At 64.5% G+C, this 16,319-nt stretch carries 13 protein-coding genes; 11 read left to right on the forward strand and 2 right to left on the reverse strand.

Going from position 1 to position 16,319, the window contains the following annotated elements; genetic code table 11:
• Nucleotides 1-29 precede the first annotated feature (29 nt).
• From PVE73_RS08560 to PVE73_RS08575, 4 genes are read left to right on the forward strand one after another with little or no spacing between them, the layout of a single operon-like run.
• On the forward strand, nt 30-914 hold the full coding sequence (locus PVE73_RS08560; protein ID WP_277366532.1) for a sugar ABC transporter permease: 885 nt from the start codon (nt 30-32) through the stop codon (nt 912-914).
• A complete protein-coding gene (locus tag PVE73_RS08565; RefSeq protein WP_277366533.1) occupies nt 911-1,747 on the forward strand; it encodes a carbohydrate ABC transporter permease in 837 nt (278 codons plus the stop codon). The genes PVE73_RS08560 and PVE73_RS08565 overlap by 4 nt, the downstream gene beginning before the upstream one ends.
• A gap of 5 nt (nt 1,748-1,752) precedes the next feature.
• Nucleotides 1,753-1,953 carry a DUF2160 family membrane protein gene (locus PVE73_RS08570; RefSeq protein ID WP_277366534.1) on the forward strand — a complete coding sequence of 67 codons (201 nt, stop codon included), beginning with the start codon at nt 1,753-1,755 and terminating at the stop codon, nt 1,951-1,953.
• Nucleotides 1,954-1,969: 16 nt separating this feature from the next.
• Entirely contained in the window at nt 1,970-3,007 is a 1,038-nt protein-coding gene (locus PVE73_RS08575) for an NAD(P)-dependent alcohol dehydrogenase (RefSeq protein ID WP_277366535.1), read from the forward strand.
• A gap of 14 nt (nt 3,008-3,021) precedes the next feature.
• On the opposite strand, the gene PVE73_RS08580 is transcribed toward PVE73_RS08575, so the two are convergent.
• Nucleotides 3,022-4,749 (reverse strand): thiamine pyrophosphate-requiring protein, encoded by a 1,728-nt coding sequence (locus PVE73_RS08580; protein WP_277366536.1) that lies wholly within the window; start codon nt 4,747-4,749, stop codon nt 3,022-3,024.
• Nucleotides 4,750-4,972: 223 nt separating this feature from the next.
• Here PVE73_RS08580 and PVE73_RS08585 point away from each other — a divergent pair, with 223 nt between their 5' ends.
• From PVE73_RS08585 to PVE73_RS08615, 7 genes are all read left to right on the forward strand, one after another.
• Nucleotides 4,973-5,929, forward strand: a complete 957-nt coding sequence (locus PVE73_RS08585; protein ID WP_277366537.1) for a TAXI family TRAP transporter solute-binding subunit — start codon at nt 4,973-4,975, stop codon at nt 5,927-5,929.
• A gap of 6 nt (nt 5,930-5,935) precedes the next feature.
• Nucleotides 5,936-7,879 (forward strand): TRAP transporter fused permease subunit, encoded by a 1,944-nt coding sequence (locus tag PVE73_RS08590; RefSeq protein WP_277366538.1) that lies wholly within the window; start codon nt 5,936-5,938, stop codon nt 7,877-7,879.
• Entirely contained in the window at nt 7,876-8,658 is a 783-nt protein-coding gene (locus tag PVE73_RS08595) for an IclR family transcriptional regulator (protein ID WP_277366539.1), read from the forward strand. The genes PVE73_RS08590 and PVE73_RS08595 overlap by 4 nt, the downstream gene beginning before the upstream one ends.
• 77 nt (nt 8,659-8,735) lie before the next feature.
• Nucleotides 8,736-9,752 (forward strand): amidohydrolase family protein, encoded by a 1,017-nt coding sequence (locus PVE73_RS08600; RefSeq protein ID WP_277366540.1) that lies wholly within the window; start codon nt 8,736-8,738, stop codon nt 9,750-9,752.
• Nucleotides 9,753-9,763: 11 nt separating this feature from the next.
• Nucleotides 9,764-11,209, forward strand: coding sequence for an aldehyde dehydrogenase family protein (locus PVE73_RS08605; protein ID WP_277366541.1), 1,446 nt, complete (start codon nt 9,764-9,766; stop codon nt 11,207-11,209).
• Between the two features lie 96 nt (nt 11,210-11,305).
• A complete protein-coding gene (locus PVE73_RS08610) occupies nt 11,306-12,895 on the forward strand; it encodes an FAD-dependent monooxygenase (RefSeq protein ID WP_277366542.1) in 1,590 nt (529 codons plus the stop codon).
• Between the two features lie 252 nt (nt 12,896-13,147).
• Nucleotides 13,148-14,041 carry an AraC family transcriptional regulator gene (locus PVE73_RS08615; RefSeq protein ID WP_277366543.1) on the forward strand — a complete coding sequence of 298 codons (894 nt, stop codon included), beginning with the start codon at nt 13,148-13,150 and terminating at the stop codon, nt 14,039-14,041.
• Nucleotides 14,042-14,087: 46 nt separating this feature from the next.
• On the opposite strand, the gene PVE73_RS08620 is transcribed toward PVE73_RS08615, so the two are convergent.
• Nucleotides 14,088-16,211 carry a TonB-dependent siderophore receptor gene (locus PVE73_RS08620; protein ID WP_277367388.1) on the reverse strand — a complete coding sequence of 708 codons (2,124 nt, stop codon included), beginning with the start codon at nt 16,209-16,211 and terminating at the stop codon, nt 14,088-14,090.
• Between the last annotated feature and the right edge of the window lie 108 nt (nt 16,212-16,319).

Here is a 16,319-nt window from a genome sequence, read left to right on the forward strand (position 1 = left end):
CTGCAGCACGGCGAAACGGAGAGTAGCGAATGCGATCGTCAGCGGTGGGTTGGCTCTTCCTCGCGCCGACGCTCATCATCCTCTTCATCTTCGGTGTGGTGCCATTCCTCTATGTGCTGGTGATCGGGTTCACGCAGTGGAACACCTTCGCCGCCGACCCGACGATGCAGTTCAACGGCGTCGAAAATTTTCGCCGGCTTGTCTTCGACACACCTTTCCTCCATTCGCTCTGGCTCACGCTCCGCTTCGCATTCTTCGTGGTGGCGAGTGAAATCATGCTCGGCTATCTGCTGGCCCAGCTCTTCATGCGGGACTTTCCGGGCAAGGGCTTCTTCCGCACGATCCACACGCTGCCGCTCGTGATCGCCCCGATCGCGGTCGGGGCCACCTGGCGCCTTCTCACCGTGCCCGGGCTCGGGCCGCTGCCCTATTATTTCCGGACCTGGTTCGGCTACGATCTCAACATCGGCCGCTATGTCGATCAGGCCTTCATGATGACGGTCGTCATGGATGTGTGGCACTGGACGCCGCTCGTCACGCTCACGCTGCTTGCCGCCCTTTCCTCCCTGCCGAAGGAACCCTTCGAGCAGGCGCAGATCGACGGTGCCAACCGCTTCCAGATCTTCTGGTATGTGACATTGCCGATGCTCAAGCCCGCGATCCTCGCCACCGTCTTCATCCGCATGATGGATGCGCTGCGCACGGTGGACGAGGTCTGGATGCTCACCGGCGGCGGGCCGGGCTCGGCCACCCGCTATATCGGGCTCTATATCTGGCGCGTCGTCTTTCCGAAGACGGATTATGGCTATGGCTCCGCCATGTCGCTCATCACGCTCTACCTCACCATTGTCATGTGCTGGCTGCTCTATGCCGCGCTCGTGGCGCGGCGGGATTTGAAGAGGGTGGAAGCATGAGAAAGCCTCGCCCGCTCCTTAGCCTGGCGTTCTGGATCTTCTCCAGCCTCGTCACGCTGTTCCCCATCTACTGGATGTTCGTAGTCTCGGCGAAGAACCGCGTGCAGCTCTTCGGCAAGCCGAACTTCCTCATCACCAGCTTCTTCACCGAAAACTACACGCGCACGCTGCAGGACCCGGCTTTCCAGCGCTACATGATCAATTCGATCGTGATCGCCACGTCGAATGCTCTGCTGTGCACCGTACTGGCGCTGCTGGCAACCTATGCGTTGTCGCGTTACAAGTTGGCGGGCAAGGAAAACGTCTTCTTCTGGACGATCACCAATCGCATGGCGCCGCCGGCGGTGTTCCTGCTGCCGCTCTTCCTGCTCTACACGCAGGTTTTCGTGGTCGGCGACTGGCGCATGTTCGACACGCGCATCGGGCTCATCCTGCTCTACTGCGTCTTCAACCTGCCCTTCGCGATCTGGACGTTGAGAAGCGTCATCGACGGCATTCCGCGGGAGCTGGACGAGGCGGCGACCGTGGACGGGGCGAACACCTGGCAGGTGCTCACCAAGGTCATCCTGCCTCTGGCAAGGCCCGGCCTCGCCGTTACCGGCATTCTCACCTGGGTCTTTGCCTGGAACGAGTATCTCTTCGCGGCCACGCTCACGAGCGTGCACGCGCGGACGATCACCACGGGGCTGGCGGAATTCGTCACGGTCACAGGCACCAACTGGGGCCAGATGGCCGCGACCGCCATGCTCACCCTGGTGCCCGCGCTGGTGGTGCTCGGGATCGCGCAGCGACACATCGTGGCCGGCCTCACCTTCGGCGCGGTGAAGGAGTAGCAGCAATGGACGAGATCGCGCGCAAGCCGGAACGGCGCGGCTTCCTGCCGATCCACACCAACGGGTTCGACCGCGGCTTCATCGCCGTCGTCCTCTTCGTCGCCATCCATCTCTTCTGGATGCGCTTCCTCGAACAGAACGTGCCGCTCTTCGTGGCGACCATCCTGTCGGTCATCATCGGCGCGATCATTGTCGCGCGCGGGTAGCTAGGGAGAATTCGCCGTGAAGGCGCTTGTGCTGGAAGAAAAGCTGAAACTGTCGCTCAGGGACTTTTCGATCGAAGAGAAGGTCGGCCCCCGCGACGTCCGCATCGCGCTCAGGACCGTAGGGGTCTGCGGCAGCGACGTCCACTACTACACCCATGGCGCCATCGGCCCTTTCGTGGTGCGCGAGCCGATGATCCTCGGCCACGAGGCGGCCGGCGTGGTGGTCGAGGTTGGCGCGGAGGTGAAGGAGTTCAAGCCCGGCGACCGGGTCTGCATGGAGCCGGGCATTCCCGATCCCGCGAGCCGCGCCACCCGGCTCGGCCTCTACAATCTCGATCCGGCCGTGCGCTTCTGGGCGACGCCGCCCGTCCACGGCGTGCTGCGCCCGACAGTGGTGCATCCGGCGGATTTCACCTTCAAGCTGCCCGACAATGTGTCCTTCGCGGCCGCGGCCATGGTGGAGCCGCTCGCGGTCGGGGTGCATGCGGCGACCAAGGTACAGGTGAAGCCCGGCGACATTGCCGTGGTGGTCGGTGCAGGGCCGATCGGCCTCGTCACGGTGCTCGCTGCCTTGGCTGCGGGCTGCGCGCGGGTGATCGTCAGCGATGTGGACGACGCGAAGCTCGACATCGCGAAGAAGCTCGGGCCTGTGACGCCGGTGGATGTCAGTTCGCAGGACCTCGTCGAGACGGTCATGAAGGAGACCGACGGCTGGGGCGCCGATATCGTCTTCGAGTGCTCCGGCAACGAGAAGGCGGCGGCCGATGTCTTCGATCCGCTCTGCCCCGGCGGCAAAGTAGTCTATATCGGCATACCGCTTTCGCCGATCGCCTATGACGTGTCGAAGGCGCAGATCAAGGAGGCGCGCGTGGAGCACGTCTTCCGCTACACGCATGTCTTCCCGCGCTGCGTGGCGATGCTTGCCTCGGGCGCGATCGACGTCTCGCCGCTCATCACCAGGACCTTCTCCTTCGACGAGAGCGTGGAGGCGTTCGAATTCGCCGCCAGGGCGCCGCGAGGGCAGGTGAAGGTGCAGATCGATATGCCTTCCTAGAAGTTCGCGCGCTTTCAGTGCCGGTCGGAAACGGCGATGTTCAGCTCCAGGACCGCCTGCCGGCGCTCCCGGCGGATCACCTCCAGGGCGCGCGCCAGCGCGGCCGGCAGGTCCTCGCCGTGTTCCACGCGCTCGGTGTGGGCGCGGCTTGCCGCCGCCACCTGCGTGTAGTCGGGTGAGGGCTCGAGCGAGGTGAGGGGCATGCGGTTGGCCTTGGCGGCGGCGCCGTCGGGATAGGTGTTGACCACCGACCGGCGCACGGCGTTCCACAGGCGGTTGTTCTTGATGATGGTGAGCACCGGCAGTTCCAGGGCTTCGGCGATCTGGTGACAGGCGACGGGATTGGCGAACATATAGGAGCCGTCGCCGATGCAGGCGATGCAGAGCCGCTCACGGTCGGCGAGCTGTGCGCCGAGGGCGGCGGGAAGGCCCCAGCCGAGGCCACCCGAATGCGGATTGTTGAAGATCTGGTTCGCCCGCTTCACGCTCATGGCGCCGGGCACGATGCCGAGCTCGCTGAAGACGACGGCGTGTTCGTCCATGACCTGCGAGATGCAGTGGCTCATCCATTCCGCGCTCATCGGGCTGGCGCAACCCTGCGCGGCGCGCTCGGCCGCGTTGCGCCGCCGCTCCTCGGCCGCCCGCGCGTGGAGGGCGCGGCGCTCCTCGGCGTGCGGAGACGCCGCCATTGCCTCGCCGAGGGCGGAAAGCGCCGCGGCGGCATCGCTGACGATCGCAAGGTCGGCCCGGTAGCCGCGGATCGGCATGCGCTGGAAATGGGGATCGGGCCCGATATGGATGATCTTCGTCTCCGGCGACGGACGGTGCAGCGATTCCATCCAGGGCACGGCGCTGTCGACGACGAGCACCACGTCGGCCTCGCCGAGCGGCCCCTTCACGTCATAGCCGAGGAACATCGGGTGGTCCGAGGCCATGACATTGCGGATCGTGAAGGGCTCGACCACCGGGATCGCGAAGCGCTCGGCCAGCGTGGAAAGAAAAGCGCCCACGCGCCCGTGGACGTCGCCGCGCTGGCAGAGGACGAGCGGCCTGCGCGCCTTCTCCAGCCAGCGGGCCGCCTCCTCGATCGCGGCGGGGTCGGGGTAGGGCGCCGTGGCGGGGGCCTGGGGCGAGGCACCGTGCGCGATAGTGGCGGGCACGGTTTCCATCAGCGCCTCACGCGGCAGGCTGAAATAGACCGGGCCTTTCGGTTCGCTCATGGCAAGGCTGACGGCGCGCGCGGCGAGCATGTCGCCCTGCTCGGGATACCGCATCTCGTAGTGGAACTTGGCGACGCCGCTGACCAGCGAGGACTGGTCGTACATCTCCTGCCCGTACTGGATCGGCGTGACGCGCGAACCGCGCCTGCCGTGCTCGGTGATCGGCGTGCGGCCCGACATCACCACCACGGGAATGTTGTCGCTGGCAGCGTTGATGACCCCCATTGCCGAATTGGCCAGCCCGACATTGACATGGACCATCGTCGCCTGCGGCCGGCCCGTGACGAGATAATAGCCGTGCGCCATGGCGACGCTCGCGGTCTCGTGGGGCACTGTGACCGGCACCGGCACCTCGTCCCCGTCGAGCGAGGCGAACGCCTCGATGATGGGCGGAAAGTCGGTGCCGGAATTGGCGAAGATATAGTCGATGCCGCTGCGCTTCAGGCCGAGGAGCAAGGTCTCGGCGCCTGTCGGGCCGTCGGCAACGGGCTTCGTCCGCGGTTCGGATCGATCGAGCGCCATCTGTTCCTCCTCAGAATTCTCATAAGCCGATCACATGCACCTGCCGCCCGGCGGCCGCTTGCGCGCTTGGTGCAAGCGGGGGCGCACATGTCAGCGCGGGCCCGATCAGAATGAGCTTGAAAAGTCCGTGATGGCAAGTGCATGATGGAACAATAATCTCATTCTTAGGGATTTTGTATCGTCTGATGGTGGACGGTACGGGAGCAGCAGCGGAGGAGAAACAATGAAACGCCATTTCGCTTCGGCCATGCTGATGGCCGCAATCGGCTTCAGTGGAGCCGCATCCGCCCAGACCGTGGGCATCGCCACGTCCAATCCGGGTTCTCTGTTTCACAATATCGGTACGGCGGTCGCCAACGCGGCCAACCAGGCGGGGCTGAACGCGACCATCCAGCCGGCCACCAGCCCGAACCAGTACATCCCCTTCGTCGCCTCCGGCGGCATCGAATTCGGTGTCGCCAACCTGCAGGAGGTCAACTATGCGCTGGAAGGCAAGGAATGGTTCGAGGGCTCGGCCAACCCGGACCTCAGAGTCGTCGGCCTCATCATGCCGCTGGTGGAGGCCATTTTCGTGCGCGCCGATTCGGATATCCATTCGATCGCGGATCTCCGCGGCAAGCCGATGGTGGACGGCTACACCGCCCAGAACACCATCCTGCCGCAGCTCGACGCGATGTATGCGACTGCCGGCATGACCCGCGCCGACATGCAGCCGGTTCAGGTGCCGAGCGTGGTGGCGGGCGCGGACGCCTTCATCGCCGGAGATTCGGTCGGCTTCATCTTCGCCCATGGCGCCGGCAAGGTGCGGGAGGCGGACGCCGCCGTCGGCGGCCTGCGAGCGCTGCCGATCGAGCCCACGGAGGAGAACCTGGCGCTGGCGCGCGAGCACTGGCCGGTGGCCTACTTCGTCGAACTCGAGCCGGGACCGAACACGCCGGGCGTGGAGGAGAAGGCAACCTATTTCGCCTATCCGCAAGTCGTCTTCACCCACGCCGGCGTCTCCGACGACGTCGTCTACGAGATGACGAAGGTGCTGCACGAAGGCAAGGACACGATGGCCAAGACCTTCCCGCCCTTCAACGCCTTCGACCCCGACGACATGGCAGGAGAGATCGCGCCCTCGGAATATCATCCTGGCGCCATTCGCTTCTACAAGGAAGCCGGTATCTGGAAAGAGTAGGCGTTGATGAGCACACCGGGGAATGAAGGGAAGGCCGGTTTCGGCCTTCCGCCCGCCCTTTGGCGCCCTGTCGCAAGCGTGCTGGCCATCTGCCTCACGCTTGTGGCGGTGGCCTGGTCACTCAACCTGCAGCGCAGCCTGGGACTGTCGCTCTATCCGCAGCAGTTCCTGGCGGCGGTGCTCGCCTTCACGCTGCCGCTGGCCTTTCTGATGCTGCCGGCAAGGCGCGGAGAGGAGCGCGCGACCGTGCCGTGGTACGATTGCCTGCTCGCGCTGCTTGCCTTTCTTGCCGTCGGTTATGTGGCGGTGCGCTACCCCCAGGTGGTCAATCTCATCTTCTCGAAGCCGCCGAGCGCCTACGTGCCCGGTCTCATCATCGTCGTCCTGGTGCTCGAAGCGCTGCGCCGGACGACCGGCTGGTCTCTGGTCGTCATCATCGCCGCCTTTCTGCTCTACGCGCTCTTCGGCAATCTCGTGCCGGGGCGGCTGGCCGGCCGGGCGCAGGACTGGCAGATGCTTTCGGGCTATATGGCCTTCGACGTCAACGGCGTCTTCGGCATTCCGATGAGCGTGGCGGCCACGGTGGTCGTCGCCTTCATCCTCTTCGGCAACCTGCTCGGCCTTACCGGCGGCTCGCATTTCTTCACCGATGCCTCCCTGCTCGCAATGGGACGCTTTCGCGGCGGCTCGATGAAGATCGCCGTGCTCGCCTCCGGCCTGTTCGGCTCCATCTCCGGCTCGGCGGTGGCCAATGTCACGGCGACCGGCATCGTCACCATCCCGATGATCAAGCGCGACGGCTATCCGGCCCACAAGGCCGGCGCCATCGAGGCCGTGGCCTCGACGGGGGGGCAACTCATGCCGCCGGTAATGGGGGCCGCGGCCTTTCTCATGGCCGAGTTCCTGCAGATATCCTATGCCGAGGTCGCACTCGCAGCCCTGGTTCCCGCGCTGCTCTACTATGTGGCGCTCTTCATCCAGGCCGACCTGGAAGCGGCGAGGCTCGGCATCTCGCGGGTTCCCAAATCCCAGATACCGCCCGCCAGGCGTATCGTCACCGGGCTGCACTTCATCCTGGCCTTCGTCGTGCTGATCGGCGCCCTGTTTTCGCTGAACTGGCAGCCCGAGCGCGCTGCGCTCGCCGCGGCGCTCTCCGTGATCGTCACCTCGCTGATCTTCGGCTACCGGTCGGTGCGGCCGAAGCTTGGATCGCTCTTCGGATCCCTCGAGCAGACGGGGAAATCCGTCGTAGAGATCATCGTCATCTCGGCCGCCGCCGGCCTGGTGATCGGCGTCCTCAACGTCACGGGGCTGAGCTTCAACCTCACCTATGCGCTGGTTCAGATCGGCGGCGGCAGCGCGGTCGTGCTGCTCGTGCTTTCGGCCGCCGTCTGCATCGTGCTCGGCATGGGCCTGCCGACGCTGGGCGTCTATGTGCTTCTGGCCGCCCTGGTGGCGCCGGCGCTCGTAGCGGTCGGCATCGAGCCGATCGCGGCGCATCTCTTCGTGCTCTATTTCGGCATGATGTCCATGATCACGCCGCCCATCGCCATCGCGGCTTTCGCCGCCGCAAGCATCGCCAGTGCGCCGGCGATGCAGACGGGATGGGCGTCCGTCAAGTTCGGCTGGGCGGCGTTCGTCGTGCCGTTCCTGTTCGTGTTCTCCCCGACGTTGCTCCTGATCGGTGCGCCCGTCGAGATCGGCCTCGCGGTGGTAACGGCGGGGGCGGGCGTGTGGCTCGTCTCGGCGGCGCTTGCTGGATATGCCGCCTCGAAGCTGTCCGTTCCGACGCGGCTTCTGTTCGGCCTTTTCGGTCTCATGGCGCTGGTCCCGGCAGGGGCTTTTACCGGGGCCGTCTATACCGATATCATCGGCGTATGCGGCGGGGTTGCCCTTTTGGGGATGGAAGCCTATCGCGCACGGGAAGAAAGGAGGAAGGCGCTGACGTGAGCGAAGAACAGGCGGCAAACAGCCTAAAACGCGGCCTTGCCATTCTGGAGGTCTTTTCCGAGGACCGGCTGGAATGGACGCCGGAAGAACTGATGGAGAAGCTGGGCTACAGCCGGCCGACGCTCTATCGCTATCTCAAGACACTGCGGGAGGCGGGTCTCCTAAGCTCCAACCCCAATGCCGGCTTCACACTCGGTCCCAAGGTGGTGGAGATGGATTTTCTCCTTCGTAAGTCCGACGCGCTCATCCTGAACGGCCAGAAGCACCTCAAAAATCTCACGGACCGATATACCTGCACCGCGCTTCTGGTGCGGCGCTACGGCGATCGCATCCTTTGCGTGGCCTCGGAGCGGTCCGCCGTAAACCCCCGCAGCAGCTATCCGCGCGGTCGGCCCATGCCGCTCGGCCGCGGCGCGATCGCCCGCTCGCTCATGGCCTTCCTGCCGCGGCGCCATCTCATTCCCATGATCGAGCACAGCATCGAGGATCTCAGCGCAATCGGCCTCGGCAACACGGTCGAGGAGATCTGCGACAGCCTGAAACGTGTGAAAAGGGCGGGCTATGCGGTGGCCTACGGCGAGGTGACGCCCGGCGTCGTGGGCATCGCCGCACCGGTTTTCGATGCCGGCCGGAGCCCCATCGCCAGCGTCTGCGTGACAATCGCCGGCCATCTCGTCAACGGCAACGCTATCGACGAGATCAGCGGCCATGTGCGGCAGGCGGCGGCCGAGATCACCCAGGCGCTGTCCGAGCAGCGGCACAATATCGCTGCTCAATAGTCTCATCTAGTGAGATGATTGTTGACTTTGCGGCGCTGCCTGCGCATCCTTCCCGCATTGATGGCGAGCGAGGATCCATGAAGAAGATCGACATTTTCAACCACATCTGGCCGAAGCCGTTTTTCGACGCGCTGATCGCCCATATCGGCGAGATGACCGACATCACCATGCGCTCTGGCGCGGTGCCGATGATGACCGAGCTCGACCGGCGCTTCGAGGTCATGGACATGTTCGGCGAGGACTACATGCAGGTGCTCTCGCTCGCCTCGCCGCCGCTGGAAAAGCTTGCGGGGCCGGAAAAGGCGCTGGAGCTTTCCCGCATCGGCTCCGATGCCATGGCCGAGCTGTGCGCAAAGTATCCGCAGCGGTTCCCGGCCTTCATCGGCACGGCGCCGATGAACAATCCGGACGCCCTGGTGGCCGAGTCAAGGCGCGCCATCGAGGAACTCGGCGCCGCCGGCATGCAGATCTTCACCAATGTGGCCGGAAAGCCGCTCGATCTGCCGGAATACGAGCCCTTCTTCGAATACATGGCCGCTGCCGGCAAGCCGGTATGGCTGCACCCGGCGCGCGGCGAGAACTTTGCCGATTATGAGTCGGAGAGGCGTTCGGAATACGAGATCTGGTGGACCTTCGGCTGGCCTTACGAGACATCGGCCGCCATGGCGCGCCTCGTCTTCTCGCGCATCTTCGACAAGTATCCCGGCCTCAAGGTCATCACCCATCACGCCGGCGGCATGGTGCCCTTCTTCGAGGGGCGTGTCGGGCCGGGCTGGGACCAGATGGGCAAGCGCACGACGGACCGCGATCTCGGCGCCGTCCGCAAGGCGCTGAAGCGCCCGCACCTTGAATATTTCAAGGATTTCTACGCCGACACGGCCTCCTTCGGCTCGCGCAAGGCGATCGAGCACGCCATCGGGTTCTTCGGCGAGGATCATGTGCTGTTCGCCTCCGACGCGCCTTTCGATCCCGAGGGCGGGCCGATGTATATCCGCGAGACCATCCGCATTCTGGATACGCTGGAGGTCTCCGAGGCGACGCGGCGGAAGCTCTACCAGGACAATGCCGTTCAGCTCCTGGGTCTGACGATCTGAGGGAGGGGACCATGGCGCTACCCGAGGCGAAGAACTACATCCGCGGCGAGTGGATCGCCGGTGGCCAGCTGCTCGACAGCCTCAACCCGGCGGACGGCGGCGTGCTCGGCCGCTACACCCCCGGCTCGCGAGACCTCGCGGACCAGGCGGCCGCCGTCGCGCGGGAGACGTTCGAGCGCACCGCCTGGGCTTCTTCGCCGCGCCTGCGCGCGGCGGTGCTCCACGAACTGGCCGACCGCCTGGAGGCGGCGAAGGAGGAGCTTGCCGACCTTATCGTCGCCGAGAACGGCAAGCTGAAGCGCGAGGCGCTGGGCGAGATGGCGGGCGCGATCTCCGAGACGCGCTACTATGCCGGCCTGGCGCGCACGGTTCTTGGGCGCACGATGGAGACCGCGCCCGGCAATTTCTCCATGATGAACCGCGAGGCCGCCGGCGTGGCGGCGATCATCGTGCCGTGGAACGCGCCGGTGACCCTGCTCGTCCGGTCGCTCGGGCCGGCGCTGGCTGCAGGCTGCACCGCGGTCATCAAGCCGGCGCCGCAGACGCCGCTCATCCACCGGCGCGTGATGGAGTGCGTGGACGACTGCCCCTCGCTGCCCCAAGGCGTGGTCAACTCCGTCAACGAGAACGGGATCGAGGTGGGGGAGGCGCTGGTCGTCTCCGACGACATCGACGTCATCAGCTTCACCGGCTCGAGCCGCACCGGCAAGCGTATCATGGCGGGGGCGGCGCCGACCTTGAAACGGCTTTCGCTGGAGCTTGGCGGCAAGGCGCCGGCCGTTGTCTTCGGCGACGCCGATCTCGACCAGACCTGCCGGGAACTGACCGGCGGTGCGCTCATGATGGCGGGGCAGATCTGCGTGGCGGCGGCGCGCTTCCTGGTGCAGAAATCCTGCGAGAAGGAATTCACCGACCGCATCCGCGCCGCCTTTGCCGAGGTTCGTGTCGGCCCTGGCGCCGATGCCGCAAGCCAGATGGGCTCGCTCATCGACAGGGACAACCAAGCCCGCGTCTGCCGCCTGATCGAGCAGGCGGGCGACGAGGGCGAGCTGGTGCTGAAGGGCGGCATTCCCGATGGCCCGCTGGCGCGCGGCGCCTTCGTGACGCCAACGCTCTTCCGAATGGAGGATGCGCATTCCGAGCTCGTGCAGGAGGAACTGTTCGGGCCGATCGTTTCCATCGAGACCTTCGAAGACGAGGCCGAAGCGGTGGCCAAGGCCAATGCCACGCATTACGGCCTGGCGGCGAGCGTCTTCACGCGCGACGTCAACCGCGCCATGCGGCTTTCACGGGCGATCCGGGCCGGCACCGTCTGGCTCAACTGCCATGGGCGGCTATTCGCGGAGGGCGAGACCGGCGGCTACCGCCACTCTGGCCTGGGGCGTCTGCACGGCGTGGAAGGGCTCAACGACTTCCTGGAGACGAAGCACGTCTATCTGGAAGCGGGGTCGATCTAGAACGGAGGAGGCGCTGGCTCCTCACCTTGCAAGAGCGGGGGAGGGAGGCACCGTTCGGGAGCGTCAAGAACTCGCAAAGGGCTGCGTGGAAGCGGAATGCAGGAAAAACAGGCACAGGTGCTGATCGCCGGCGGCGGGCCCGTCGGCATGGGGCTCGCCATCGAGCTGGGCCAACGCGGCATCCGCACCATTGTCGTCGAGCGCCATCCGGTGCCGCAGCAGGTGCCGAAGGGGCAGAACCTTACCCAGCGCACCATGGAGCACTTCCACTTCTGGGGCGCGGAGGAGGCGCTGCGCGCCGCCCGCACGATCCCCAGGGAATACGGCATCGGCGGCCTGACCGCCTATGGCACGCTGCTCGGCGACTACCATTACGACTGGCTGCAGCGCGAACTGGTGCGGCCCTACTATTTCACCGACAATGAGCGCCTGCCCCAATATGCGACGGAGGCTGTGCTGCGCGAACGCGTGAAGGCGTTGCCTTCGGTCGAGGTGCTCTATGGGTTCACCGCCGAAGAGGTGCGCCAGGACACGGCTGGCGTCAGCGTCATAGCGTCGGAAAGGGCAGGGGACCGCAAGATCGCCTTACATGGCGAATATCTCGCGGGCTGCGACGGCAGCCGCTCCATGGTGCGCGAGCAGGCGGGCATCACCGAAACCCGCTCGGACCACGACAGGCTCATGGTGCTTCTGGTCTTCCGCTCCAGAGGCCTGCACAAACTGCTCGAGCGCTTCCCCGGAAAATCCTTCTTCAACGTGCTCCACTCGGACCTGAAAGGCTATTGGCAGTTCTTCGGCCGCGTCGATCTCGGCGAGACCTGGTTCTTCCACGCCCCCGTGGCGCCCGGCACGACGAAGGAGAATTTCGACGCGAAGACCTATCTCCACCGCGCTGCCGGCGCCACTTTCGACGTCGAGCTGGAGCATGTCGGCTTCTGGGACCTGCGCGTGGCCGTGGCTGACACCTATCGAAAGGGGCGCGTCTTCATTGCCGGCGACGCCGCGCACAGCCACCCGCCCTATGGCGGTTACGGCATCAACACCGGTTTCGAGGACGCGCGCAATCTCGGCTGGAAGCTCGCCGCCGCGCTTCGGGGCTGGGGCGGCGACCGGCTGCTCGACAGCTATGACGCGGAGCGCCGGCCGGTCTTCCAGTCGACCGCGCGCGATTTCATCGAGAAGGCGATCGAAAGCGACCGCGCCTTTCTGGAAGCCTTCGACCCGGCTCGCGACAGGGCGGCCTTCGAGGCCGAATGGGCTGCACGCGGCGGCGGTGCGCGGACGGAGGTGAGTGCTTTCGAGCCGAACTACCGCGGCTCCCCCATCGTCTGTGGTCAGCCAGGGGCGGAGACGAACGCCATCGGCGGGCACAGTTTCGCGGCCCGGCCGGGACACCATCTGGCACCGCAGCCGCTGAGCTCCGGGCGGAATGTGTACGAATGCCTTGGCGGCGGCTTCACGCTGCTTTCGCTGGATGGCGATCCGGCCGACATTGCCGCGTTCAAGGCGGCTGCGGGCGCGCTGGAGCTGCCGTTCGATACCGTCGAGGACAGCCGCGAGGGCGGCCGCGAGCGCTACGAGGCGCGCTATGTGCTGGTGCGGCCGGACCAGTTCGTGGCATGGGCCGGCGAAACCGGACCGAAGGATGCACCGGCCTTGCTGCGCAAGACGGCCGGCTTCCGCTGATTTCCCGCCGGGCCGTCTGCATCAGCGGCGGCGTCCCGCGAGCTCGCTGAAGGTCACCGCAAAATCAGCTCCTCGCCGCAAGTGGCTTGCCACAGCGAATAAACATGATAGCTATTGTCATATTAAATGGCGGCCGGTCGGCAATATGCATGGCCGATCGCTTCTGAAATGCCATCGGAGAAGCCAGCCACGATGATTTGCCGCGTCAGACAACCCCGCCATCCTTCAGGTTAAGCGCGCAGGGCTTCCAGCATGAGCTATCAGCATTCGATGACCTGCTATACAGAAGGCATCCGGGTGCTCGCGCCTGTCAAATGGCGCGGCTTGAACGGCCTGATGAGCGTCTTCTGGGATGCGGAAGGCCAGTCCGGGGCCAAGGGATATTACCTGTCACCCGATCCGCGCCTTGTGATCTTTTTCAATGACGTGTCGCCCCACATCCGGATGACCAACCGGGAAGGAGGATTCGGACAGCATGACCGTCCGATGACGCGCGCGATCTATGTGCCTGCCGGCGTTCCCTTGTGGACCAATTTCACCTCCCCGCATCGCTTCTCCCATCTGGATCTGCACGTGCACAGGGATCGGCTATTGAGATTTCTGGCGCCCTCGGTGGGAGCGTCGGCTGCACTGACGGCACTGCGCCGTCCAGTGGAAATCCAGGATGTCGGTTCCATCGAAACGCTGGCCGGCCTGCTGGTCGAGGAAGTGTCGAACCCTTCGAAACATCCGGTCTATGCCGAGAGCCTCGTGGGCAGCATCCTAACCGGTCTCCTCGACATCCCCGAGCATGACGGCAAGCAAGCCAATGGCAGGCTCACCCAGGCGCAGATGAACAGGCTGATCTCGCGCATCGATGCGTGCGGCGATTGCCGGCTGACGGTCGCCGAGATGGCCGCGACGGTCGGTTTGTCCGAAAGCTGGTTTGCCAATGTCTTCAAGCAGACGACAGGAAAAACGCCGCTGCAATGGCAGCTCGGAAGACGCATCGAGCTTGCCCAAAAGCTGCTGGTGGAGAGCGATCTGACGGTGGCGGGCATCGCCGCCCAACTCGGGTTCACCGATCAGGCACATCTGACAAAAGCCTTCCGGCAAAACGTCGGTGAAACACCGGCGGCATGGCGCCGTTTGCGGCAGATCGGCTAATCGCCGGACTTGCCCCGCCGCAATGGCTGCGGGCGGGGCAGCCTCGTCACCAGGTGCGGCGTAGCGTTGCGTAGATCGCGCGGCCCGGATTGTACCAATCTGCACCGAACCCGCCATAGGCGACGTGCTTCTCGTTGAACAGGTTGCTTACATTGACCTCGAGAGAGGTGTTTTCCATGATGTCGTAGCTATAGGCGGCATCGAAGACGATGCTGCTACCCGTCGACTGCGTGTTCGCGTCATCGAAATAATACGAACCCATGTAACGCGCGCCTAGTCCGAAGGTCATATCGCCACGGCGTCCGCTTCCCTCGAGCGTATAGCGACCCCAGACCGACGCTATATGCTTGGGCACGAACTGCAGACGGTTGCCTTCGTTCGTGGACGCTCCGTCTTCGACGATCTCGGAATCGAGATATGAATATGCCGCCGTCAGGCTGAAATTGCTTGTCAGCTCGGCCTTTGCCTCAAGATCCAGACCGCGAACCCGAACTTCGCCGATCGTGGACGGAAGCAGGGTGATAGGATCCGTGACCGAGACATTCTTCTTGGTCAGATCGTAAAACGCAGCGCTAAAAAGCGCGGGGAATGCGTTGGGCTGATATTTGACGCCGACCTCGATCTGCTCGCCGCGCTCCGGCTCAGTGCCCAGGGACGGGGGAGCGACGGACTCGGCATAGCTTCCATAAACCGCCAACTGATCGGTGACCCGATAGGTCAGGCCCACGCGGCTCGTGAACTCGCTGAGATCGTCCCTGGACGACACGCCTGTGAGCTTGTTCGTCTCCTCCAAATCCAGCCAGTCATTCCGCAACCCGACGGTCGCGATCAATCTTTCCGAGAAGGTCAGATCCTGCTGGACGTAGATGGACTTGGTTTTCTGGTCGTTGTGCCTGCTGCTATAAAGCGGAACGGATGCGGGCGCGCCGGTATAGACCGGGTTCGTCCAGTCGATGCCCGGTGCAGCGCCAAAATACGAATCATTGTCGGACGAGGATTCATTGTATTCGACGCCAACCAGCGTGCGGCTGTCCACATTGCTGAAGCTGGTGTCGTATTGCAGGCGTGCGTCGATGATGAAGTTTTCCCTCGATGAATCGTTGGCGAAGTAAGCCCGGTCCGCAATGGTCGAGCCATCCGTCGGCGTGGCGGAAATATAGGCATAGCCGAAGTCGGTTTTCGTGTCGCTGTAGCGTGCGTTCGAACTGAAGCTCAGGCCGGAGCCGAAATCATGGTCGAACATGACGCTGACCGTGTTCCTGTCCGTGCCACGATAATTGAAGTCGGGTTCCCCGAAGAAGCGGCTTCTGTCGAAATCCGAGCCCAGCGGATGCCCGCCGCCACCGGGAACGTCATCGCGATTCAGGTGATCGAAGACGACGGTCAGGCTGGTCGCGTCGCTGGGACGCCAGGTGAGGCCCCCCATGAAAAATTTCTCGTCGTCCCGCGAATAATCGAATTCGTCATCGGCATCCTTGAACTTGCCGGTAAGACGATAGGAAAGCGTGTCGTCCTTGGTCAGGTTGTCCCCGAAGTCGAAACCGACTTCCTTGTGCTCATACGACCCGCCGGTAACGTAGACTTCGCCGAACCGCTCATTCTTCGGCCGTTTGGTGACGTAGTTCACCGCTCCGCCCGGGTCCGAGACGCCGAAGATGGTGGAATTCGCGCCCTTCAGCACCTCGACGCGCTCGAAGGCATAAGGCTCTTCCCGCACGCCGCCAAAGGGGCGGCCCAGTGTCAGCCCGTCACGATAGGCATAGGCATCGAAGCCCCGGATCTGGAAATAGTCGAAACGGTCGTCCGAGCCGTAGAAATCCGCGGTCACGCCGGCGGTGTATTGCAACACCTGCTCGACATTCTGCGCGCCACGCTCCTCGATCTCCTTGGCGGTGATAACGGACACCGAGGCGGGCGTATCCAGGATATCCGTCGCCATCTTGCTGCCGCTTGACGTCTTCGTCGCGACGATCGAGTTCGCATCGTCATCGGGATCGCCGCCCTCGACAACGAGGGTCTCAAGAACGGTGGCGGACCCTGAATCCACAACCTCTTGAGCCAGCAAACACGCGGGCGGGAAGGCGACGAAGGCCGTGCAGCCCAGTAGGAGCGCATTCCGGTAGCGGGCTCCTGCCCGCCTGTGGTTGCCACCTGTCGTTTCGATTTCCATGGTCAGGATCCGGACTTTCATGATTGCTCGCTGTCGGCTGACGCCGGCAGCAGGAATTGCCTACGGGCAGCCTTGCCGCGCCTACTAACTTGAGCTTGTTTATCCAGT

Origin of the sequence: Chelativorans sp. AA-79 (assembly GCF_029457495.1) — a bacterium.
Classification (GTDB): domain Bacteria; phylum Pseudomonadota; class Alphaproteobacteria; order Rhizobiales; family Rhizobiaceae; genus Chelativorans.